Raw genomic sequence first — 21158 nt, 5'->3', positions numbered from 1 at the left:
AGGAAATTCGCCATGGCGGATCCTGCATCGAAAGACACGCCGGTCCTCGGCATGGACGCCTATTCGCCCGCCGAGATCCAGGACAAGGTCGAAAAGCTGGGGGTGAAGAAGGCGATGATGCCCTTCCTGCCCAGCTTCATGCTGGCGGTGGTCGCCGGCGGCGGCATCGGGTTGGGCGGCATGTTCTTCGTCATCGTGCTGGCCGATCCCTCTCTGAGCTTCGCCGTCCAGCGCATATTGGGCGGGCTGGTCTTCTCGCTCGGCCTTGCCATCGTCATGGTCGGCGGGGCGGAGCTGTTCACCGGCAATTGCCTGATCGTGATGGCGCGGGCCAACGGCCAGATCAGCACGGCGCACGTGTTGCGCAACTGGGCGACGATCTGGATCGGCAACGCGGTCGGGGCGATGGGCCTCGTGTTCCTCATCTATATGTCGCATCACACCGAGATGAACAACGGTGCGGTCGGCGCCGCCGTGCTGAAGCTCGCCATCGGCAAGATCGCACCCGACGCGGTGACGATCTTCTTCAAGGGCATCCTGTGCAACCTGCTGGTCTGCCTCGCCGTGTGGCTCGCCTATGCCGGCCGCACGGTGACCGACAAGATCGTGGCGCTGACCCTGCCGGTCGCCGCCTTCGTCGCCGCCGGCTTCGAGCACTGCATCGCCAACCTGTATTTCCTGCCGCTGGCCTATGTGCTGAAGGTGACGGGCCATGTGCCGGCCGGGCTGGACGTGTCGACGATCACGGCGGGCGGCATCCTGCACAACCTGCTGTTCGCCACGCTCGGCAACATCGTCGGCGGATCGGTGTTCGTCGGCGGCATCTATTGGCTGATCTACCGCAAGGGTCTGGGCGGCCTGACCCCGCTGCCGGCGCAAAAGCCGCTGCCGTCGATGGGGCAGACGGCGGCGACGCACTGAAAATACGGCACACGCAAAAGAAAAGCCTGCGGGCCGGTTCATCGCCGGCCCGCAGGCTTTTCCGAACCCGATCAGGCGGGCATCGCGACCCGTGACGGAACGGCGTAGACGGTGAGGCGACCTTGGCGCACGAAGGCGACGACCCCCACCCCCACCGTTTCGGCGAAGCCCACGCACAGCGAGGTCGGGGCGGAGATGGCGGCGATCAGCGGGATGCCGGCGGCGGCCGTCTTGTGGACCATCTCGAAGGAACAGCGGCTCGACACCACGACGAAGCCGCCGGTGGGATCGATCCGGGCGCGGGCAAGCGCGCCGATCAGCTTGTCGAGCGCGTTGTGCCGCCCGACATCCTCGCGTACCGCCACCAGTCCGCCATCGGGCCGGGCAAAGCCGGCGGCATGGACGGCGCCGGTCTCCCGGTTCAGGCTCTGCCCCGCCGGCAAGGCCGCCATGGCACGGATGATCGCGTCCGGTTCGATGCAGGCGGCGGATCGGACCGGATCGAGCGGTCTCAGGGTTTCGGCGAAACTGTCGGTGCCGCAACGGCCGCAGCCGGACCCACCCATCAGGTTGCGCTTGCGACGAAGCAGGGCGGCCAGCCGCTCCACCGGCAGCTGCATGCGGATGCGAACGCCGTCCGTCAGTTCATCGATGGCGGTGACGGCCAGTTCGTCGGCGCTGCCGACGATTCCCTCGCTGAGGGAAAAGCCGGTGGCGAAATCCTCCAGGTCGGTGGGCGTCGCCAGCATGACGGCGAAGAGATCGTCGGCATAGACGAGCCCGACCGGCATTTCGTCGACGATCTTCTCTTCCCGTCGGTCGAAGCCGGAGTCCGTGCGGACAATCGCCTGCACCCGCCGGAGTCCGTGGTGGGAGAGCGGGCGACCCAGGGAAAGTGCGGCAGACGGCGGGGAGGTACAGGCGGTTGCATGTTCCATGGTAGGGCCCAAACCCTGGCGGTGGCGGCAATTGCGGACGGCGAGGTGCGGGCGCCGGCTGGACGGTCCGTCATGGTCTACCGTCGGCGCGGCCCGGTCCCTGGAGCATCGAACCCGGCGGCAAGGTCAGCCAAGCACCCGCTGCCCGATTCTGCACCAAGCCGCAGCAGAACGACATGCGACATTCCGGCTCATGCCAAATATTCTCCGAATATATCTGAATAAATACCATTTATTGAGCGATAGTAATCCATTATCAGACAATCTTGTTCTATGAAAACAGCCATTGTCCCAATTTATAGTTTGCGGTGATCAAGTGTCGGTGATATCCCTTGGAGGTCTTTTGAGCCGATGCTTTTTGTCGCTCGGTACTTCCGGCTCCCATCGTGGAGAAGGACGATGCATGAACTCTCATTGTGCGAACGCCTGATCGACTTGCTGCAGGAGGAATCGCAGCGCCACGCCTTCCATCGGGTCACGCGGATCCGGTTGGCGGTCGGGCGGTTCGCCTGCGTCGATCCGGAGGCCCTTCGCTTCGCCTTCGACGTGGTCAGGCGCGATACGTTGGCCGAGGGAGCGACGGTGGACATTCAGCAGCCGCCCGGTTTGGTCTGGTGTGAAGACTGCTCCAGCGAGAGAGAGGTTCAGACGCGCCTCTCCCCCTGCCCGATCTGCGGCGGCCTGCGCCTGTCCCCCCGCGGCGGCGACGACCTGACGCTCGTCGAACTGGAAGTGGCGTGACCGCGGCGAGAAGGAGCCCGACCATGTGCCTGGGAGTACCGGCCAGAATCATCGCCATCGCCGATGCCCGGCGGATGCTCGCCGTTGCAGACATCCTGGGCGAAAGGCGGGAAATCGACCTGTCCTGCATCGCCGAAGCGGGCGACGACATGAACGGTCAGATCGGCCAATGGGTCCTAGTCCATCTTGGCTTCGCACTTTCCCGCGTCGAGGAAGCAGACGCACGGGTCACCCTTGACCTGCTTCGCCAGATCGACGAGGCGGAGGCCGGGAGAGGGCACCTGAAAGCCTCCCTGCTCGCCTGACACGGGCGACGTGGCCGGCCGAACCCCACGAGGAGATCGTTCCGATGAACAGGTTGCTTTCCGCCGGCCTTGCCGGCGTTCTGGCGGCGACGCTGGCTCTGCCGGCTGCCGCCCACACCGGCCATGCCGGCGACGCGATGTTCCTTCAGGGGGTGCTCCACCCGCTGACCGGCATCGACCATCTGCTGACCATGGTGGCGGTCGGCATCTGGGCGGCACAGAATGGCGGCCGCGCGATCTGGATGCTGCCGGCCGCCTTCATCGCCATGCTGTCCGGCGGTGCCGCGCTTGGAATGGCGGGGATCGAACTGCCGGCAGTGGAAGCCGGGATCGCCGCCTCCGTGGCGGTGCTCGGGCTGCTGGTGCTGCTGAACAGGCGGGTGCCGGTCGCCGCCGCCGCGCTCCTGGTCGGCGCCTTCGCCGTCCTGCATGGCCATGCCCACGGCACCGAGATGCCGCAGACCGCTGAGCCGCTCCTTTACGGGCTTGGCTTCGTCCTTTCCACCGCGATGCTGCACGGTGCCGGCATCGCCATGGGGCTGGCTCGCCATATTCCGCGCAGGCTGCTGGTATCGCGGATGCGGCGGCAGCCGGACTCGTCAACGTCGTCAGGTCGCTGCTGATGGGATCGGCGGGTCCCCGGCTCTTATCGACCAAACCAGACATGCGAACGCCCCGGCTCCATCGAACCGGGGCGTTCGGTTTTGTCGATTGCAAGAACGGGCAATCGCGATCCCTGGCCTTCACACGATGAAATGGCCGGGATGGCTGTAGACCACGATGCGCTCGTCACGCGCGAAGCCTGCCAGCGTCAAACCGCACCCCTCCGCCAGCCGCACGGCCAGCGCGGTCGGAGCGGAGATGGCGACGAGGCATCCGACCCCGGCAACCGCCGCCTTCTGGACCATTTCGAAGCTGGCCCGGCTGGAGGTCAGGATGAAGCCTTCGGTGGCGTCGATTCCCATGCGCGCCATCCAGCCGATCAGCTTGTCGAGCGCGTTGTGCCGGCCGACATCCTCGCGGATCGCTTTGATCGCGCCCGACCGATCGACCCAGGCGACGCCGTGGACGGCGCCTGTCAGGCGGTGCAGGCGCTGGTGCTCGGCGAAGTCGGCAAGGGCGCGGGTCACGGCGCCGACCGGCACGGGTGCGCCGCGCACCACCCTGTCCTTGACACGGGCCACCGCCTCCAGCTTCTCGACCCCGCACAGGCCGCAGCCGGTGCGCGCGGTCATGCTGCGGCGGCGGTCCTTCAGGGCCATGAATCGCTCCAACGGGATGTCCATATGGACCTCCAGCCCGTCGCAGCCCTCCCTGACGGCGATGTCGAACAGTTCGTCCGGACCGGCCAGGATGCCCTCCGACAGGCTGAAACCCAGCCCCAGATCGTCCAGATTCTCGGGCGAGGCCAGCATCACCGCATGGGAAATGCGGTTGTAGACCAGCGCGACCGGGACCTCCTCGACCACAAGGTCGTCGCAGGCCTCCGCCCGCCCCCGCTCCAGCCGCAGGACGGCGGTGCGGTGGACGGTTGGAAAGGCGGTTCCGTCCGAAGGGTCGGTCAGCATGTCGAGCGGCATGTCAGTCTCCTAGGGCTCAGACCTTCTTGCCCGTGGTCTCGCGATACCAGCGCGGATGGTGCTTCCTGGCCCAGCCATGGGTAACAACGCCTTCGACCATCGCGCGGATCGTGCCCTGAACCCAAAGCGCTGCGTAGACATGCACGATGATCGAGGAGATCAGCACCACCGCGCTCGTCGCATGGACCAGCAGGGCGATGCGGATGACCGGGATCGGGAAGGAGGCGGCGAAATAGGGCCGCCACGCGATCACGCCCGAGCCCAGCAGGCCGGCCATGCACAGCACCATCACCCAGAACATGGCCTTCTGGCCGCCGTTGTAGCGGCCGATGTCGCCGACCTCGTTGCCCTTCATGACCTCCTTCACCGCGACCATCCAGCGGATGTCCTCGCGGTTCAGCAGGTTGTGGTGCCAGTAGCGGAAGAACTGCCGGCCGAAGGCGACGAACATGACCACCCCGACGAAGGGATGGACGATGCGCGCCAGTTCCGGCGTGCCGAACACGCCGGTCAGCCAGAAGAAGGCCGGGTAGAAGAAGGCCAGACCGGAGATCGCCAGCAGCACGAAGCAGACCGCGACGATCCAGTGATTGATCCGCTCGGCGGCGCTGTAGCGCTGGATCAGCTTTTCCCTGGCCGGATTTTCGGCGGCCGGATTTTGCGCGGCCAGATTTTCAGCCTTGTCCGTCATGACCGGTCCTCCTCGCGGGTGTCCGCCTTTGCGTCGTCGTGGGCGTCGTGGTGAGCGTCGTCATCAGCCCGGTTGGGACCGACCGTGATGTAATGGAAGAAGCCGAACAGGCCGGCGGCGGCGATGCCGACCGTCGCCAGCGGTTTCAGGGCGCCTTTCCACAGGCCGACCGCCGTGCTGATCGACGGATCGTTGGGCAGGCCGGAATACTGCTCCGGCTTGTCGGCATGGTGCAGCACATACATCGTGTGCGTGCCGCCGACGCCCGGCGGGTCGTAAAGGCCGGCATTCTGGAAACCGCGGCTCTGGAGGTCGGCGATGCGGGTGGCCGCGACCTCCTTCATGTCCTCCTTCGAGCCGAACTGGATGGCGCCGGTCGGACAGGTCTTGACGCAGGCCGGCTCCAGCCCGACCGCCACGCGGTCGGAGCACATGTTGCACTTGTACGCCTTGCCGTCCTTCGGGCTGAGGCGCGGCACGTTGAACGGGCAGCCGGACACGCAATAACCGCAGCCGATGCAGTTATCCTGGTTGTAGTCGACGATGCCGTTCTTGTGCTGGACGATGGCGCCCGGCGACGGGCAGGCCTTGAGGCAGCCGGGCTCGGCGCAATGCATGCAGCCGTCCTTGCGGATCAGCCACTCCAGCTTGCCGTTCTCCTCCACCTCGGCGAAGCGCATGACGGTCCAGGCCTGCGACGACAGGTCGGTCGGATTGTCGTAGACGCCGACGCAGGTGCCGACGTCGGCGCGCAGTTCGTTCCATTCGGAACAGGCGACCTGACAGGCCTTGCAGCCGATGCAGACCGACACGTCGATGAGCTGGGCGATCTCGGCCGGGTTCCGGGCCTCGGCCGCCGCGGTCGGGCTCGCCGAGCGGCGCTGGATGTCCAGGGATGACGAGGTCATGGCGTTACGCTCCCACGATCTTCTCGACGTTCACGAGGAACGCCTTGTATTCCGGCGTCTGGGTGTTGCAGTCGCCGACGGCCGGCGGCAGGGTGTTGGACAGGTAGCCCTTGCGCGCCACCGTCTCCCACCCCCAGTGCAGCGGGATGCCGACCTGATGGATGGTCTTGCCGCTGACCGTCAGCGCCTTGACGCGCTTGGTCACCACCGCCTTCGCCTTGATGAAGCCGCGCCGCGAGCTGACCTTCACGGTGTCGCCGGTGCGGATGCCCTTCTCGGCGGCCAGCGTCTCGCCGATCTCCACGAACTGTTCGGGCTGGGCGATGGCGTTCAGCGCCACGCTCTTGGTCCAGAACTGGAAATGCTCGGTCAGGCGGTAGGTGGTGCCGACATAGGGGAACTGGTCATGGGCGCCGAGCCGCGCCTTGTCGGCGGGGAAGATGCGCACCGCCGGGCTGGTGACCACCTTCGGATGGAGCGGGTTGGTGCCGAGCGGGCTTTCCATCGGCTCGTAATGTTCGGGGAACGGGCCATCCACCAGCTTGTCGGTGGCGAACAGGCGACCGACGCCCTCCGGATTCATGATGAAGGGGTTCATGCCGCTGGAGGGCGCCGCGTCGATCTTGAAGTCCGGCACGTCGGCGCCCGCCCACCGCTCGCCGGTCCAGGCGATCAGCGTGCGCTTCGGATCCCAGGGCTTGCCCGACGGGTCGCAGGAGGCACGGTTGTAGATGATGCGGCGGTTGGCCGGCCAGGCCCATGCCCAGCCCGGCGTGTTGCCGAGGCCGGAATCGGAGTTGTCGCGCCGCGCCATCTGGTTGCCCGCCTGGGTCCAGCAGCCGGCGAAGATCCAGCAGGCCGACAGGGTGGAGCCGTCATCCTGCATCAGCGCGAAGCCGGGAAGCTGCTCGCCCTTGCGGGCCAGGAACTTCGTCGGGTCCTTCGGGTCGGGGATGTCGGCCAGCGCCCGGCCGTTCAATTCCTTCGCCAGTTCCTCCGGCGTCGGTTCCAGCGGGTTCCGATAGGGCCAGGAGAGATTGAGGATCGGCTCCGGCGCCGTGCCGCCGTCCCGGCGGTAGAGGTCGCGCAGCGCGACGAATAGCTCGGCGATGATCTCCTGGTCGGTCTTGGCCTCGCCCGGCGGATTGGCGCCCTTGTAGTGCCATTGCAGCCAACGCGCCGAATTGACGATGGCGCCGTCCTCCTCGGCGAAGCAGGTCGACGGCAGGCGGAACACCTCGGTCTTGATGGCGGCGGTGTCGACGTCGTTGATCTCGCCGTGATTGCGCCAGAAGGACGCCGTCTCCGTGGCGATCGGGTCGATCACCACCATGTATTTCAGCTTGGAGAAGCAGGCGGCGGTCTTGCGCGCGTCGGGGAAGGAGGTCAGCGGGTTGAAGCCCTGGACGATCAACCCGTTGACCTTGCCGTTGTGCATCAGGTCCATGACCTGAAGCACGTCGTACATCTTGTCCCACTTGGGGATCCAGTCGTAGCCCCAGTCATTGTCCCGGGTGGCATTGTCGCCCCAGAACCACTTCATCAGGCTGACGAAGAATTTCGGCGTGTTGCTCCAGAAATTGAGCTGGCCGGGCTGCTGCGCCTTGGGCGTCGTCCTGGCGAGATAGTCGGCGAGCGTCGGGTGCGCCTTCTCATTGGGCAGCGTCAGATAGCCGGGCAGGCTGGTGGACAGCAGGCCGAGATCGGACAGGCCCTGGATGTTGGAGTGGCCGCGCAGCGCGTTCACGCCGCCGCCGGGCATGCCGATGTTGCCCAGCAGCAGCTGGATCATCGCCATGGTGCGGATGTTCTGGGCGCCGACGGTGTGCTGGGTCCAGCCCAGCGCGTAGAGGATCGTGCCGACCTTGTCGCGCGCCGACGTCGCGCCAAGATAGCGGCAGACCGTCAGGAAGCCGTCCTTCGGACTGCCGGTCAGGTCGGCCACCACGTCGGGCGTGTAGCGCGCGTAATGGGCCTTCATCAGGTTCCATACGCAGCGCGGATGCTGGAGCGTCGGGTCGGTCCTGGCGTTGCCCGCCTCGTCGAACTCGTAGTTCCAGCTCTTGCGGTCGTACTGGCCCTTGGCCGGATCGAAGCCGGAGAACAGGCCGTCTTCGAAGCCGAAGCCCTCGTCGACGATGTAGGAGGCGTTGGTGAACGCCTTCACATACTCCCACTGGATCTTGTCGTTGGCGATCAGCCAGTTGATGACGCCGCCCAGAAAGACGATGTCGGAGCCGGCGCGGATCGGGACATACTCGTCAGCCACGGCAGCGGAGCGGTTGAAGCGCGGATCGACAACGACGATCCGGGCGCCCCTCTTCTTCGCCTCGATGGCCCATTTGAAGCCGACGGGGTGCGCCTCGGCCGGGTTGCCGCCCATCACCAGGATGAAGTCGGCGTTGGAGATGTCCACCCAGGTGTTGGTCATCGCCCCCCGCCCGAAGGTGGAGGCCAGCGCCGACACGGTCGGGCCATGGCAGACGCGGGCCTGCGCGTCGGTGCCGACGATGCCGAGCGAGCGCATGAACTTCTGCGTCAGGATGCCGGTCTCGTTCGACGAGGCCGAGGCGGTCAGCATCGCCGTCGACACCCAGCGGTTCACCGTCACGCCCTGGTCGTTCCTGACGACGATGTTGGCGTCGCGGTCGTCCTTCATGTGGCGGGCGATGCGCGCGACCGCCTCATGCCAGGAGATGCGCTTCCACTCGCTGCTGCCGGCCTCGCGCACCTCCGGATATTTGAGGCGGTTCGGGCTGTGGATGAAGTCCAGCAGGCCAGCGCCCTTCGGACAGAGCGAGCCGCGGCTGACCGGATGGTCGGGGTCGCCTTCGATATGGACGATCTCCGCCTTCGCATTCTTGGCGCCGTCGCCCAGGCTGTACATCAGCAGGCCGCAGCCGACCGAACAGTAGGGGCAGGTGTTGCGAATCTCCTTGGCGCGGGCCAGCTTGAACTGCCGCACCTCGGCCAGTGCAGTCGCCGGCAGGAACCCCAGCGCCGCAACGCTGGAGGCCGCGATTCCCCCCGCCGTTCCCTTCATGAATTGCCGACGACTGAGCTGCATGGTTCCTCCCGGATTGGCGCTGTTCTGGGCGCGCCCAAGGCAGGTTCCGTGCCAGTCCGGAAAAGCCCTCAAATCCTGTGGCTTTCCGTCATGGCCTTAGCGTCTTTATGGACATTCTGTCCGGATCGGAGGGACAGAATGTCCACATAAGGGTTAGGCCGATTGGCGCTTTCCGCTGCGAAAAGGCGGCTCGGCCGGCTTGTACGGAAATTGCAGAGGACGGCGGGCGCAACCTCAGGAGAAGCGGCCCCCATGTCCCAGCACCGCCACGCCACTGCTACCGAAGGATCCACTCCCGTCAGCGGGGCGATGGCCGAAGCCATGGCCGCCACCGGACTGGAGCCCGGCCGGTCGCCGTCCCCCGTGCGCCTGCCGGATGCCGGCAAGCTGTTTCAGCACCGCGCCAAGCGTCTTCGCAGCCTCGCCAGCGGTCATCGCTTGTCCTCCTGGTTGGCCTTCATGGCGCAGTTGAGCGATGTCCAGCACGCGCTGGCAACGGTCCCAGCCGCGGCGGCGCCTGAGACAGGCTGGCTTTCCGACCTGGAACAGCTGCGCAGCCAGCTGCGCGGCATGCTCCCGGCGGCGGCGGAGACTGCGCTGGAGGATCTGCCCTGGGGCGACAGGGAGGCGCTGAACGCCTTGGCTGCGCGGCTGCTGACCGGCGCGGCGAACCGGGAGGACATCGGCGGTGCGCCCTTCATCGTCGCCGCCCTTCAGGTCGCCTGGACCCGCCACGCCGGCGGATTGGAGGCCGGTGCGGTCTCCGCCTCGGCGGTGGCCGGCCACTGCCCGGTTTGCGGAAGCGCGCCGGTCGCCGGGGTGATCCACACCGGGAGCGAGATCGGCGGGCTGCGCTATCTCCATTGCGGCCTCTGCCATACGGCGTGGCACCATGTCCGCAGCGCCTGCGTCGCCTGCGGCGAAGGCAACCGGATCGAGCTTCGGCTGATCGAGGCGGGTGAGGACTCCAGCAACGGGTCCAACGATCCCGCACGGGCCGAAACCTGCGAATCCTGCAATGGCTATCTGAAGCTGTTCCTGATGGAGAAGGCGCCCGGCCTCGACCCGGTGGCCGACGACCTCGCCTCCTTCGCCCTCGACATCCTGGTCGGCGACGAGGGATTCCAGCGGATCGGCGGCAACCCATTCCTTGCCCAGGCGGGATGAGCGTCGGGTTCACTCGTCGCCGAACAGGATCGATGGGGATGCCGCTTCGCCGGGCCGGCCGGCGAAGCGGGCCTTCCGGCGCAATTTCACGGTGAAGGTGGTGCGGAGGCCGGGCCGGCTTTCCACGGCGATGTGACCGCCCTGGCGCTGGACGATGGCGAAGCTGATCGACAGGCCCAGCCCCGTCCCCTCGGATTTCTTGGTGGTGAAGAAGGGATCGAAGACGCGGCCGAGACAGTCGGGCTGGATGCCGTGTCCGGTGTCGTGGACCGACAGGACGACGCCTGCCTCGCCATCCTCCGGGAGGCGCGTGTCGGCGGTTTCGATGGTCAGCGTGCCGCCGTCCGGCATCGCCTGGACGGCGTTGACCATCAGGTTGACCAGCACCTGCTGCAGCTCGCCCCGGCTGATCTCGACCGGCACCGTCGCTGTCAGGCTGGTTTCCACCGCGATGCGGCGGCGCCCCATGGTGTGGCGGGTCAGCAGCAGGCAGTCGAGGACCACCGCGTTGACGTCGACCGGCTCCGCCTGCCCGGCATAGTCGCCCGGCCGGGCGAACTGGAGCAGCTTGGCGATGATGGTCTGGATGCGCCGGGTCTGCTCGTCGATCAGGCGGATCTCGTCCTTCACCGGTGCGGCGGCATCGCCCAGCACCTCGCCCATCAGGTCGAGGTTGCCCTGGATCACCGCGACGGGGTTGTTGATCTCGTGGGCGACCCCGGCAGTCAACTGGCCGATGGCGGCCAGCTTCTCGCTCAACACCAGTTGGCGGCTGGCCTGCCGGAGCGTGGCATTGGCGCTTTCCAGCTCGGCCGTGCGCTCCGCGACCTTGCGGTCGAGGTCTTCGGCCGACCGCTGCAATTCCAGCCGGCGGGCCGCCAGCGAGTCCAGAAGCTGGTCGAAGGCCCGCGACAGCCGCCCGAGCTCGTCCCGGCTCCGGCTCGGCCCGGCGCGCGCCGTTTCGTCGCCCGCCTCGATGGTGGCGATGACCCGGTTCATCCGTTCGAGCGGCCGGAAAATGGCCTGGGCGAAACGCAGGTCGGCCAGGGTTCCGAGCGCGGAAACCACCAGGAACGCCAGGACCAGCCCGGTCATGGCGCGGTACAGCGCGTCCTGCAACGGCGCTTCCAGAAAGCCGACATACAGCATGCCGATGCGCCGCCCCCCGGTGTCGAGCAACGGCTCGTAGCCGGAGACATAGGTGTCGTCGACCACGAAGGCGGAGCCCAGCCATACCCTCCCCTCGCCCATCACCCGGCGATAGACCGCCGCCGACGCCCGCGTACCGAGCGCACGCTCCCCCTCGAACAGGCGGACATTGGTGGCGATGCGGGTGTCGTCGAGGAACAGCGTGGCGGTGCCCTGGCTGCCCAGCGGCAGCGACGCCTCCTGATAGACGACGGTGTTGATGCGGTCGACGATGGTCTGGCTGCCGTTGAGCAGCATGCCGCCCTCCAGCACGCCGAGCAGCACCCCGTCGAGCCCGAAAATCGGCACGGCGGCGTGGATGGTCAGGGCCCGGTCCTCCACGCTGCGCGCGGTGGAAGCGGCATTGCGGGTGGGGACCAGCGGGATGAGGGTGCGGGCCGGCAGGGACGGGTCGATGGCGGCGAGATGCTCCGGCTCCAGCACGTCGAGCCCGTGGGTGCTGGAGCCTCGCAATGCCGAGCGCACCACCGTCCAGCCGGACCGGTCGGCCCCTTCCGAACCGGCACCCTCCGATCCGGCGCCGGACCGCACCCGGCCCTGCGGATCGAGCAGCAGCAGGAAATCCAGCCCCTGCCGGCGCGCGGTCTCGTCCAGCAGCGCCTCCAGCCTGCCGCCCTTTTGACCGTTGAGCGCAAGCGCCAGCCGGTGGGAGGCGGCGAGCGCCGCCAGCCCGTCGCCGACCGTGCCCTGCACGCGGTCGAACACCTGCCGGGCGGTGCCGAGATCGGCGCTGACCTTGTTGATCAGCAGCTGGTTGTAGCCCTGGGTGCCCCAGTACCAGACGATCAGCAGCAGGGCCGGCATGCCCAGCAGCAGCGGCGCCAGGACCAGCGCCAGCAGCTTGTGGCGGACCGATCCCGTGAAGGGTGTCAGACGCTCGTCCAGCGCGGCGCGCAGGCGGCTCAGACGCCCCATTCGGCCCACTTCCGGTCGAGCGTCTTGCGCGACACCCCCAGCAGGGCGGCGGCCCGCGCCCGGTTCCCGCCGCAATCGGCCAGCACGGCCAGGATGTGGCGCTTCTCGACCTCGGCCAGCGTCTGCCCGCCGGCCGCGTCGACGGCTCCCCCCTCCGGGGCGACATGGACCGACAGCCCCAGATCCTCCAGCGGAAACTCGCCGAACAGCAGGGCGCGCTCCACGAGGTTGCGCAGTTCGCGCACGTTGCCCGGCCAACCATGCGCGATCAGCGCCGCTTCGAGCGGCGGGTCGATGTCCAGCGGCGGAACCCCCAGGCGCAGCGACAGCACCCCCATGAAGCGGCGCGCCAGCTCGACCACATCGTCGCCCCGCTCCCGCAGCGGCGGAACGCGCAGGGTCATCACGGCGAGCCGGTAGAACAGATCCGCCCGGAACCGGCCGGCGGCAACCTCCGCCTTCAGATCGCGGTTGGTCGCGGCCACGACGCGGACATCCACCGGAAGCTCCTGTTCGCCGCCGACCGGACGGATGCGGCGCTCCTCCAGAACGCGCAGCAGCTTCGATTGCAGCGCCAGCGGCAGTTCGCCGATCTCGTCCAGGAACAGCGTGCCGCCATGGGCGTAGTAGAACAGCCCCTTGCGAGCCTCCTTGGCCCCGGTGAAGGCGCCGCGCAGATGGCCGAACAGCTCCGCCTCCACCAGATCGGCCGACACGGCGGCGCAGTTCAGCGCCACGAAGGGCCGCTCGGCACGGTGCGAGCGGGTGTGCAGGGCACGCGCCACCAGCTCCTTGCCGACGCCGGACTCCCCTTCGATCAGCACGGTGGACGGCGACGGAGCGACCCGTTCGATGAGCGCCCGCAGGCGCAGGATGGCCGCCGAGCGGCCGACGATCTCGTCGGTGGTGCCTCGCCGCTTGGCCAGTTGACGCCGCAGGACGAAGTTCTCGCGCTGGAGCCGGGTGCGCTCCATGCAGCGGGCGATGGCGCTGACGATCTGCTCGACCCGGAACGGCTTCAGGATCAGATCGGCCGCCCCGGCCCGCAGCGCCTCGATGGCGGTGTCGATGTCGGCGAAGGCGGTGATCAGGATCACGTCGCCGCCGAAGCCGGCCGCCTGCAACTCCTTCAGCCAGTCGAGGCCCGACTGCCCCGGCAGGGCGATGTCGAGGATGATCAGATCGACACAGTGCCGTTCCAGATGAAGTGCAGCGTCCTCGGCGCTGCCCGTCGTGGTGACGCGCCAGCCGCGCCGCTCCAGGCTGCGCGACAGGAAATTGCGGATGCCTTCCTCGTCATCGACGATCAGCACGGACGGTGCGGTTGCCGGCTCCTCCGCTGCCGCCGCGGACGGGATGGCTGTGTCGTCGGGCGGCAGGGAGTCAGTTGGCATTCTGGGCTTCAGCGAGGCATCGGACAGGGATATGACGGCGCGATCATAACGAATGCCCACACTGTTTCCAGTGACAAGCGGCAATCTGCCGCTACTGCCTCCCGGTTGGGTTAACAATTCACTACCGCTTTGATTGCGGCGCCCCCGTCTGCGGCACACGGTTGGCAAGAAAAACCGTTTGTTTGGACACAAACTATTGTCTATCATATTTCAGTCATTGCAATCGCATAGCAATTAATTAGGCTCGGGTTTTCCTGATCCCGTTGCCGCCGGTTGCCTTGGGCAGAACGCCCCCGATCCACTTCATCGTCCTTGGAAAGAGATATCCCATGGCCCTGCACGCCTGGTTTTCCGATCGGAAACTGGTTCACAAGCTGCTCATCCCGGCGGTCCTGCTGCTTGCCGTCATGGGCAGCGTGGTCTGGACGGCCAGATCGGCACTGGTCGACCTGACCGCCTCCACGAGCCGGGTGACCGATGTGGTGGCCGGGCGGCTGTCGGCGGCACTGACCATCCAGTCGGCCATGGGCGATGCGATGGACGCTGAATCCAACGCGCTGGTCGCCGGCACGCGCGAGCGCATCGACGCCGCCTTCGCGAGCTACAAGGACAACATCGGCAAGGCGCTGACCGCCATCGACCGGCTTGCCGCGGCCTACGACGCCCCGGCCGACCGCGAGGCGATCTCCGGGATCAAATCCATCGTCGGCGAGTATGAGCGGGTGTCCCAGAAGGCGGTCGAGCTGGCGCGGGCCTATGACACCGACAGCGCGATCCGCGTGTCGATCGACGTCGGCCGCCCGGTCCGGCAGAAGCTGAACGCGGCCCTGTCGGAGCGGGTGGAGCATAGCCTGGCGGAGACCAAGCGCGCCGAGGACCGGGCGCTGGCGCTGTCCTCCAGCGTGATGACCCGCCTGTACGGTGTCACGGGCGTGGGCCTGCTGGTCGCTTTCGGCCTGTTCGGTTCCATCATCGTGGCTTTCGTCGTCCGGCCGCTGCACCGGTTGGTCGCCGACATGACCGCCATCGCCGACGGCAATCTCGCGGTCGACATCCAGGGCGCCGGCCGCAAGGACGAGGTCGGGCTGCTCGCCCGCGCGCTGCTGGTGTTCAAGAGCAACGGCCTCGCCATGCGCACCCTGCAGGAGGAGCGCGAGGCGCAGAAGCTTCAGGCGGAACGCGACCGGCAGGCCGGCATGCGGGCGCTGGCCGACCGCTTCGACGCCGATGTGCAGGACGTGGTTCAGGCGGTGGCGACGGCGGCCCGCCATCTGCGCGGCAATGCCGAGACCATGACCGCCATCGCCTCGCAGACGACGGAACAGGCGGCGACCGTCGCCGCCACCACGGCCCAGTCCTCCGCAAACGTAGCCACCGTCGCGGCGGCGTCGGAACAGCTGGGAAGCTCCATCGGCGAGATCGGCCGGCAGGTCAACGCCGCCGCCGCCATCGCCCGCAATGCGGTGCAGGAGGGCGAGCGGACCAACGCGCTGGTCGCCCGGCTGGTCGAGGCCGCCCAGCGGATCGGCGATGTGGTCAGCCTGATCCAGAACATCGCCAGCCAGACCAACCTTCTCGCCCTCAATGCCACCATCGAGGCAGCGCGGGCCGGCGAGGCGGGCAAGGGCTTCGCCGTCGTGGCGCAGGAGGTCAAGGCGCTCGCCACCCAGACCGCCCAGGCGACCGAGGAGATCGGCAGCCAGATCGCCGAAATCCAGACGGTGACGGACGGCACGGTGACGGCGATCCAGACCATCGGCCGCACCATCAACGACGTCGATTCCATCGCTGGCGCCATCGCCGCGGCGGTGGAGCAGCAGACCGCCGCCACCCAGGAAATCGGCCGCAACATCCAGCAGGCGGCCCAGGGAACCCAGCTGGTGACCGGCAACATCGCCGAGGTCAGCAGCTCCGCCGGGCAGGTCGGACAGGCGGCCACGGAAGTGCTGGGCGCCGCCGACAGCCTGTCGCACGATTCCGACCGGCTGCGCGAGCGGATCCAGGCCTTCATCGGAGAGGTCCGCGCGGCCTGACGCGACCAGCCGCATCGCGGCCGGATCGAACGGATGGAACGCTATGGAACAGTTTTTTTCGCCCCTGTTCCACCGTTCCATCCGCTGTCGGCGCGACCGCGCGAGGGCCGGTTGCGGCGCCAGAACTCGATTGTTTCGGAATCGAATCGGGTGGACCGCCGCCACCGCGCCATGCTGTTCCTCCGGTGGATGAAACACTGGGGGTCACCCAGTCCTACCACCTCCTCCGGCCGACGCTAAGCGCAGGATTTAAAAACGCCGGGCGGGCGTCAGGCGCGCCTGCGGGCGCCGGACGCCGCGACCATGGCGAAGAACTGCGCCTCGTCGATGGTGTCGGGCTTGCCGTACTTGGCGCGCCGGGCGGCGGCGGTGTCCAGCTTGGTGGCGCCGGGGGCATGGCCGACGACGAGATAGTCGGTATCCTTGCGGACGCTGTGATGCCAGAACCCGCCCAGCGCCTGGATGCGGGCCATCACCCCCTCGCGCGACAGGCCGGTCAACTCGCCGGTGACGGCGAAGGCATAGCCGGCGATGCCATGCGTGATGGGAACGGCCGGTTGCAGGACCAGCGGCGGCGGATCGATCTGGTTGGTCGGCGCCAGATGGGGAACCGCCAGCATCTCCGCACTGCCGAGGATCATCTTCTGGAACAAGCGGCTGGTGATCTCGGCATCGACGAAGGCGCCGTGGAAGCGCGCCCGGATCCCGACATCGATGCCGAACAGCGTCGCCACCGCATCGAGCGACGCCCGCCCGGCCACCTGCGCCCTGGCATGCTGCATGGTGCAGACCGATTGACCCGCCATCCAGCGAATGCCGCAGAGTTCGAACTCATGCCGCAGGAACTCGATGTCGAAGCCGACATTGTGGCCGACCAGCACCGCGCCCTCCAGGAAGCCGAGGATGTACTGGGCGACGCTGCGGAAGGGATCCTGGTGGCGAAGCAGATGGTCCGGCAGCCCGTGCACCCTCAGCGCATGCGGGTTCGACTTGCGCCCCGGATTGAAGATGAGGCTGAGACTGCGGCCGGTCGGGACCGCATCCGCCAGTTCGATGGCGGCGAAGCTGACCATGCGGTCGCCACCGGCCGTCGACAGCCCGGTGGTCTCGCAGTCGATGACGACGTAACGGCGGGAGGGCGACCGGCTCTGCCTGGGCTTCGCCCCCGCCGACGGATCGGTAGGCACTGTATCGCTCGAAAGGCTCATCGACTCTCGCCCTGGGGGCTGGACCGCCCCGTTGCACCACGCAATCACGGGATAATGGCAGGGTCGCCACCGCAGGTCGAGCGTGCGCGCCGCCGCATGAACGGCGTCCCGGCAATGCCAGGGCCGACTGGCATTCGCTTCCATCCCGGAAATTTCGCCGTCTATCCAAAAATTCGGTCTCTATGCAAAAAGTGGATTGTTGGCTCACCAATCACGCGCTATCATATTCCAGTTGCTGTAATCGAATAGCGATTACAAACAGACACTATGCAGATCAAGGAGATCGCGTGTGGACGTGATCGCTGAGCTGTCGGGCCTCATCGGCGCCGACGCCGTTCTGACATCCAAATCCGACCTGGACGCGGCGACGGAAGACTGGCGCGGGCGCTACCGCGGGCCGGCCCTCTGCCTCGTCCGGCCGGCGAATGCCGAACAGGTCGCGGCGGTGGTGCGCTGCTGCGCGCGGCACGGGATTCCGCTGCTGCCGCAGGGCGGCAACACCAGCCTGTGCGGCGGCGCCACCCCATGGGAAAGCGGCCCCGCCCCGGTCATCCTCAATCTGGCGCGGATGCGCGCAGTGCGCAGCATCGACCCGGTTAACAGCACCATGGAGGTCGAGGCCGGCTGCGTGCTCGCCACCGTGCAGGAAGCGGCGGCGGCGGCGGGGCGGCTCTATCCGGTCAGTCTGGGCGCCGAGGGCTCCTGCCAGATCGGCGGAACCATCGCGACCAACGCCGGCGGCACCTCGGTCCTGCGCTACGGCAACACGCGCGACAATGTGCTGGGGCTGGAGGTGGTGCTGGCCGATGGCACGATCTGGTCCGGCCTGTACGGCCTGCGCAAGAACAACACCGGCTACGACCTGAAGCATCTGTTCATCGGATCGGAAGGCACGCTGGGCATCGTCACGGCGGCGACGCTGAAGCTGCATCCGCTGCCGACGCGCCATGCCGTCGCCTGGGTCGGCATGGCGGATCCCGCCGACGCGCTGACCCTGCTGACCCGCGTGCAGCAACGCTGCGGCGCCCGGCTGTCGGCCTTCGAGATGATCAACCGCCTCCAGCTCGATCTGGTGGTGGAGCAGGTTCCGGGCCGCCGCAGCCCGCTCGAGACTTCGGCCGACTGGCATGTGCTGATCGAGCTGTCGGACAACAGCGACGGCGACGCGCTGGACATGGAACTTCAGCTGATCCTGGAGGACGCCTTCGGCGACGGCCTGCTGACCGACGCGGCGCTCGCCGCCAGCGACGCCCAGCGCCACGCCATGTGGGAGGTGCGCCACAGCGTGTCGGAGGCCAACAAGAAGGCCGGCGTCGGCCTGACCACCGACTGCGCGGTGCCGCTGTCGGCGGTGCCCGCCTTCATCGACGCCGCCAATGCTGCGGTGCGGGCGCTGGTGCCGGATGTGCCGTCGATCGTCGTCGCCCATCTCGGCGACGGCAACGTCCACTTCATCCCCTTCTTCACCTTCGACGCCTGGAACGCGGTTGCCGACCGCGAGGCGCTCGCCGCCGCCATCCGCCATGCGGTGAACGACGAGGCCGCCCGGCTGAACGGCACCTTCAGCGCCGAACACGGCGTCGGCCGCGTCCAGCTGGGCGAGATGGCGCGCTACAAGCCAGCCGCCGAACTGGCGCTGATGCGCGCGGTGAAGCAGGCGCTGGACCCACAGAATCTGTTCAACCCCGGCCGCCTGCTGCCGCCGGGCTAAGCCCTTTCCTTATCGTTTCCTGCCGTTCCGTCCGCCGTTCCGGCTCACCACGAGGAGTTCCGACATGAGCATCCGCCAATCCGGCTGGTCCCGCCGCACCCTTCTGAAAGCCGGCGCCGCCGGCACGGCCGCGCTTGCCATGCCGGCGATCTGGAGCCCGGCCCGCGCGCAGAACAAGCGGATCGTCGTGCGCGACGACGGCGGCATCTACACCAAGGCCTATGGCGAGGTCTTCTACAAGCCCTTCACCGCCGCGACCGGCATCGAAGTGGTCGGCGTCCAGGCCAATGCCGAGCCGACCGCGCAGATCCGCTCGATGGTGGAAGCCAAGTCCTACACCTGGGACATGGCGAAGATCAGCCAGCCGGCCATCCTGATGCTGACCGGCGGCGACAAGCCGCTGCTGGAGAAGCATGGGCTGGAGGCCGATCCGGCCGTCGCCTCGATCCCCAAGCAGTACATGTCGGAATACGGCGTCGGCACCAACGTCTACACCACCGTGCTGGCCTACCGCACCGAAGCCTTCAAGGGCCGCAAGGCGCCGGCCTCCTGGAAGGATTTCTATGACGTCACCAACTTCCCCGGCCGCCGCGCCCTGCGCAAGCATCCGTTCGACACCATCGAACAGGCGCTGATGGCCGACGGCGTGCCGAACGCCGAGGTTTATCCCTGCGATCTCGACCGTGCCTTCAAGGCGCTGGACCGCATCAAGAAGGACATCTCCGTCTTCTGGACCAGCGGCGCGCAGGTCGAGCAGATGCTGCTGTCGGGTGAAGTCGACATGGTGCCGACCTGGGTGTCGCGTCCGCAGGCGGCCATCGCCGCCGGCGCGCCGGTCGGCATCGTTTGGGACCAGAACATCTGGGGCCTCGACAGCTGGTCGATCCTGGCCGGTACCCCGAACGCCGACGCCTGCCGGCAGTTCATCAAGTTCGCCTCCGACCCCAAGCGTCAGGCCGAGCTGGTGAAGTATTTCCCGGCCGGCGTGACCCAGCCGGAGGCCTTCAAGCACATCGACGCCAAGATCGCCCCCGACTGCCCGACCTTCCCGGCCAACATCGAGCGCGGCGTGCAGATCAACGCCGACTACTGGCTGAAGAACCAGCAGAAGGGTCTCGAGCGCTACAACGCCTGGCTGCTGAGCTGAGGAACAGCGGGTGGGGGATGCCGGTGCGGCCTCCCCCACCCGCCCTTTCCGCCCCCATCCCCCTTCGGCCCCACCCCTTCGCGAGGAGGCGCGCATGTCTTCTTCCAGCCTTTCCGTCCAGGGTCTTGCCAAGCGCTATGGCGACTTCGTGGCGCTCGCCCCGACGGATCTCGTCGTCGCCGACGGCGAATTCCTGACGCTGCTCGGCCCGTCGGGCTCCGGCAAGACGACGCTGCTCAGCCTGCTGGCCGGGCTGGTGCCGCCCGACGAGGGAAGCGTGCGCATCGGCTCGCAGGACGTCACCTACGCCCCGCCCTATGAGCGCGACATCGGCGTGGTGTTCCAGAACTACGCGCTGTTCCCGCACATGACCATCGAGGAGAACATCGCCTTTCCGCTGAAGATGCGGAAGGTCGGGGCGGCCGAAGCCAAGCGGCGCGCGCTTGAAGCGCTGGAGATGGTCCATCTGCCGCACATCGCCGGCCGCTACCCGCGCGAGCTGTCGGGCGGTCAGCAGCAGCGCGTCGCGCTCGCCCGCTGCATGGTCTACAAGCCGTCGATCATCCTGATGGACGAGCCGCTGGGCGCGCTCGACAAGAAGCTGCGCGAGCACATGCAGCTGGAGATCAAGCGCCTGCACCGCGAGCTGGGGACGACGGTCGTCTACGTCACCCACGATCAGGAAGAGGCGATGACGATGTCCGACCGCATCTGCCTGATGAATGCCGGGCGGATCGAGCAGCTGGGCACGCCGGCCGACCTGTATTTCCGTCCACGCTCGCTGTTCGTCGCCGATTTCCTGGGCGAATCCAACATCCTGCCCGCAGCCCTGGGCAGCCGCAGCGGCGACGAGGTCGAGATCGGGCTCGGCTCGCAGGGCGTGTCCGGCCGGGCGCTCGCCAACGGCAACGACCTGCCGCCGGGCACCGAGGTGCGCGTGATGGTGCGGCCGCAGAACCTGACCGTCGCCCGCAAGGGCGGTGGCGCTCCGGACGGGCTCCAGGGCCGCGTGTCGGAGGTGATGGTCACCGGCAGCCTGACCAAGGTCTATATGGAGCCGCTGGACGGCAAGCTGCCGCCGCTGGTCGCCGCCTTCCCCACCCGCAACGACGACGACGCGGTCCGCATCGACGACGTGCTGACGCTGTCCTGGAGCGGCCGGGACGCCGTGGTGATCGCCGACAAGCTGGCCGATGCCGCCCTTGCGGCCGGGACGGCGTGAG

Annotated in this window: 17 protein-coding genes; 9 read left to right on the top strand and 8 right to left on the bottom strand. The window is 67.7% G+C overall.

Features of this window, described 5'->3' with window-relative positions:
* The first annotated feature begins 12 nt into the window (after positions 1-12).
* Positions 13-921, top strand: a complete 909-nt coding sequence (locus ABNQ40_RS01610; protein ID WP_109047581.1) for a formate/nitrite transporter family protein — start codon at positions 13-15, stop codon at positions 919-921.
* Positions 922-992: 71 nt separating this feature from the next.
* On the opposite strand, the gene fdhD (ABNQ40_RS01605) is transcribed toward ABNQ40_RS01610, so the two are convergent.
* Positions 993-1859 carry a formate dehydrogenase accessory sulfurtransferase FdhD gene (gene fdhD / locus ABNQ40_RS01605; RefSeq protein ID WP_109047580.1) on the bottom strand — a complete coding sequence of 289 codons (867 nt, stop codon included), beginning with the start codon at positions 1857-1859 and terminating at the stop codon, positions 993-995.
* A gap of 399 nt (positions 1860-2258) precedes the next feature.
* On the opposite strand from fdhD (ABNQ40_RS01605), the gene hypA reads away from it, so the two are divergent.
* Genes hypA through ABNQ40_RS01590 form a run of 3 tightly spaced genes read left to right on the top strand, consistent with a single transcriptional unit; the run spans position 2259 to position 3528 of the window.
* Complete coding sequence (gene hypA / locus ABNQ40_RS01600; protein WP_109047579.1) at positions 2259-2600, top strand: hydrogenase maturation nickel metallochaperone HypA; 342 nt, start codon at positions 2259-2261, stop codon at positions 2598-2600.
* Positions 2597-2905, top strand: a complete 309-nt coding sequence (locus tag ABNQ40_RS01595; RefSeq protein ID WP_247879501.1) for a HypC/HybG/HupF family hydrogenase formation chaperone — start codon at positions 2597-2599, stop codon at positions 2903-2905. Before hypA ends, ABNQ40_RS01595 begins: the two co-directional genes overlap by 4 nt.
* 44 nt (positions 2906-2949) lie before the next feature.
* The gene (locus tag ABNQ40_RS01590) at positions 2950-3528 is read left to right on the top strand and encodes a HupE/UreJ family protein (RefSeq protein WP_109047577.1); all 579 of its coding nucleotides are present in this window, start codon (positions 2950-2952) and stop codon (positions 3526-3528) included.
* A 120-nt stretch (positions 3529-3648) separates the two neighbouring features.
* Here the strand turns inward: ABNQ40_RS01590 and fdhD (ABNQ40_RS01585) are convergent, their stop codons facing one another.
* From fdhD (ABNQ40_RS01585) to fdnG, 4 genes are read right to left on the bottom strand one after another with little or no spacing between them, the layout of a single operon-like run.
* Positions 3649-4485, bottom strand: a complete 837-nt coding sequence (gene fdhD, locus ABNQ40_RS01585) for a formate dehydrogenase accessory sulfurtransferase FdhD (protein ID WP_247879500.1) — start codon at positions 4483-4485, stop codon at positions 3649-3651.
* Between the two features lie 16 nt (positions 4486-4501).
* Complete coding sequence (locus ABNQ40_RS01580; RefSeq protein WP_109047576.1) at positions 4502-5176, bottom strand: formate dehydrogenase subunit gamma; 675 nt, start codon at positions 5174-5176, stop codon at positions 4502-4504.
* The gene (gene fdxH, locus ABNQ40_RS01575) at positions 5173-6084 is read right to left on the bottom strand and encodes a formate dehydrogenase subunit beta (RefSeq protein ID WP_109047575.1); all 912 of its coding nucleotides are present in this window, start codon (positions 6082-6084) and stop codon (positions 5173-5175) included. The genes ABNQ40_RS01580 and fdxH overlap by 4 nt, the downstream gene beginning before the upstream one ends.
* Before the next feature lie 4 nt (positions 6085-6088).
* Positions 6089-9151: a formate dehydrogenase-N subunit alpha gene (gene fdnG, locus ABNQ40_RS01570; RefSeq protein ID WP_109047574.1), complete on the bottom strand. Its 3063-nt coding sequence runs from the start codon at positions 9149-9151 to the stop codon at positions 6089-6091.
* 252 nt (positions 9152-9403) lie between these two features.
* Between fdnG and ABNQ40_RS01565 the strand changes: the two genes are divergently transcribed.
* Positions 9404-10318 (top strand): formate dehydrogenase accessory protein FdhE, encoded by a 915-nt coding sequence (locus ABNQ40_RS01565; protein WP_109047573.1) that lies wholly within the window; start codon positions 9404-9406, stop codon positions 10316-10318.
* 9 nt (positions 10319-10327) lie between these two features.
* On the opposite strand, the gene ABNQ40_RS01560 is transcribed toward ABNQ40_RS01565, so the two are convergent.
* Positions 10328-12442, bottom strand: a complete 2115-nt coding sequence (locus ABNQ40_RS01560) for a cache domain-containing protein (RefSeq protein ID WP_109047572.1) — start codon at positions 12440-12442, stop codon at positions 10328-10330.
* The gene (locus tag ABNQ40_RS01555; RefSeq protein WP_109047571.1) at positions 12430-13836 is read right to left on the bottom strand and encodes a sigma-54 dependent transcriptional regulator; all 1407 of its coding nucleotides are present in this window, start codon (positions 13834-13836) and stop codon (positions 12430-12432) included. Before ABNQ40_RS01555 ends, ABNQ40_RS01560 begins: the two co-directional genes overlap by 13 nt.
* Positions 13837-14165: 329 nt before the next feature.
* On the opposite strand from ABNQ40_RS01555, the gene ABNQ40_RS01550 reads away from it, so the two are divergent.
* Positions 14166-15869, top strand: coding sequence for a methyl-accepting chemotaxis protein (locus ABNQ40_RS01550; RefSeq protein ID WP_109047570.1), 1704 nt, complete (start codon positions 14166-14168; stop codon positions 15867-15869).
* A gap of 269 nt (positions 15870-16138) precedes the next feature.
* Here the strand turns inward: ABNQ40_RS01550 and ABNQ40_RS01545 are convergent, their stop codons facing one another.
* Positions 16139-17056, bottom strand: a complete 918-nt coding sequence (locus tag ABNQ40_RS01545; protein WP_391345396.1) for an exonuclease domain-containing protein — start codon at positions 17054-17056, stop codon at positions 16139-16141.
* 310 nt (positions 17057-17366) lie between these two features.
* Between ABNQ40_RS01545 and ABNQ40_RS01540 the strand changes: the two genes are divergently transcribed.
* From ABNQ40_RS01540 to ABNQ40_RS01530, 3 genes are all read left to right on the top strand, one after another.
* A complete protein-coding gene (locus ABNQ40_RS01540; RefSeq protein ID WP_109047568.1) occupies positions 17367-18788 on the top strand; it encodes an FAD-binding oxidoreductase in 1422 nt (473 codons plus the stop codon).
* A gap of 64 nt (positions 18789-18852) precedes the next feature.
* Positions 18853-19935 carry an ABC transporter substrate-binding protein gene (locus ABNQ40_RS01535; protein WP_109047567.1) on the top strand — a complete coding sequence of 361 codons (1083 nt, stop codon included), beginning with the start codon at positions 18853-18855 and terminating at the stop codon, positions 19933-19935.
* 94 nt (positions 19936-20029) lie between these two features.
* Positions 20030-21157 (top strand): ABC transporter ATP-binding protein, encoded by a 1128-nt coding sequence (locus ABNQ40_RS01530; protein ID WP_109047566.1) that lies wholly within the window; start codon positions 20030-20032, stop codon positions 21155-21157.
* Position 21158 lies beyond the last annotated feature (1 nt).

The sequence above is a fragment of the Azospirillum sp. A23 genome (assembly GCF_042938965.1).
Lineage (GTDB): Bacteria > Pseudomonadota > Alphaproteobacteria > Azospirillales > Azospirillaceae > Azospirillum > Azospirillum melinis.
The sequence above is the reverse complement of the archived record's forward strand: the minus strand, read 5'-3'. Positions and strand labels throughout refer to the sequence as shown.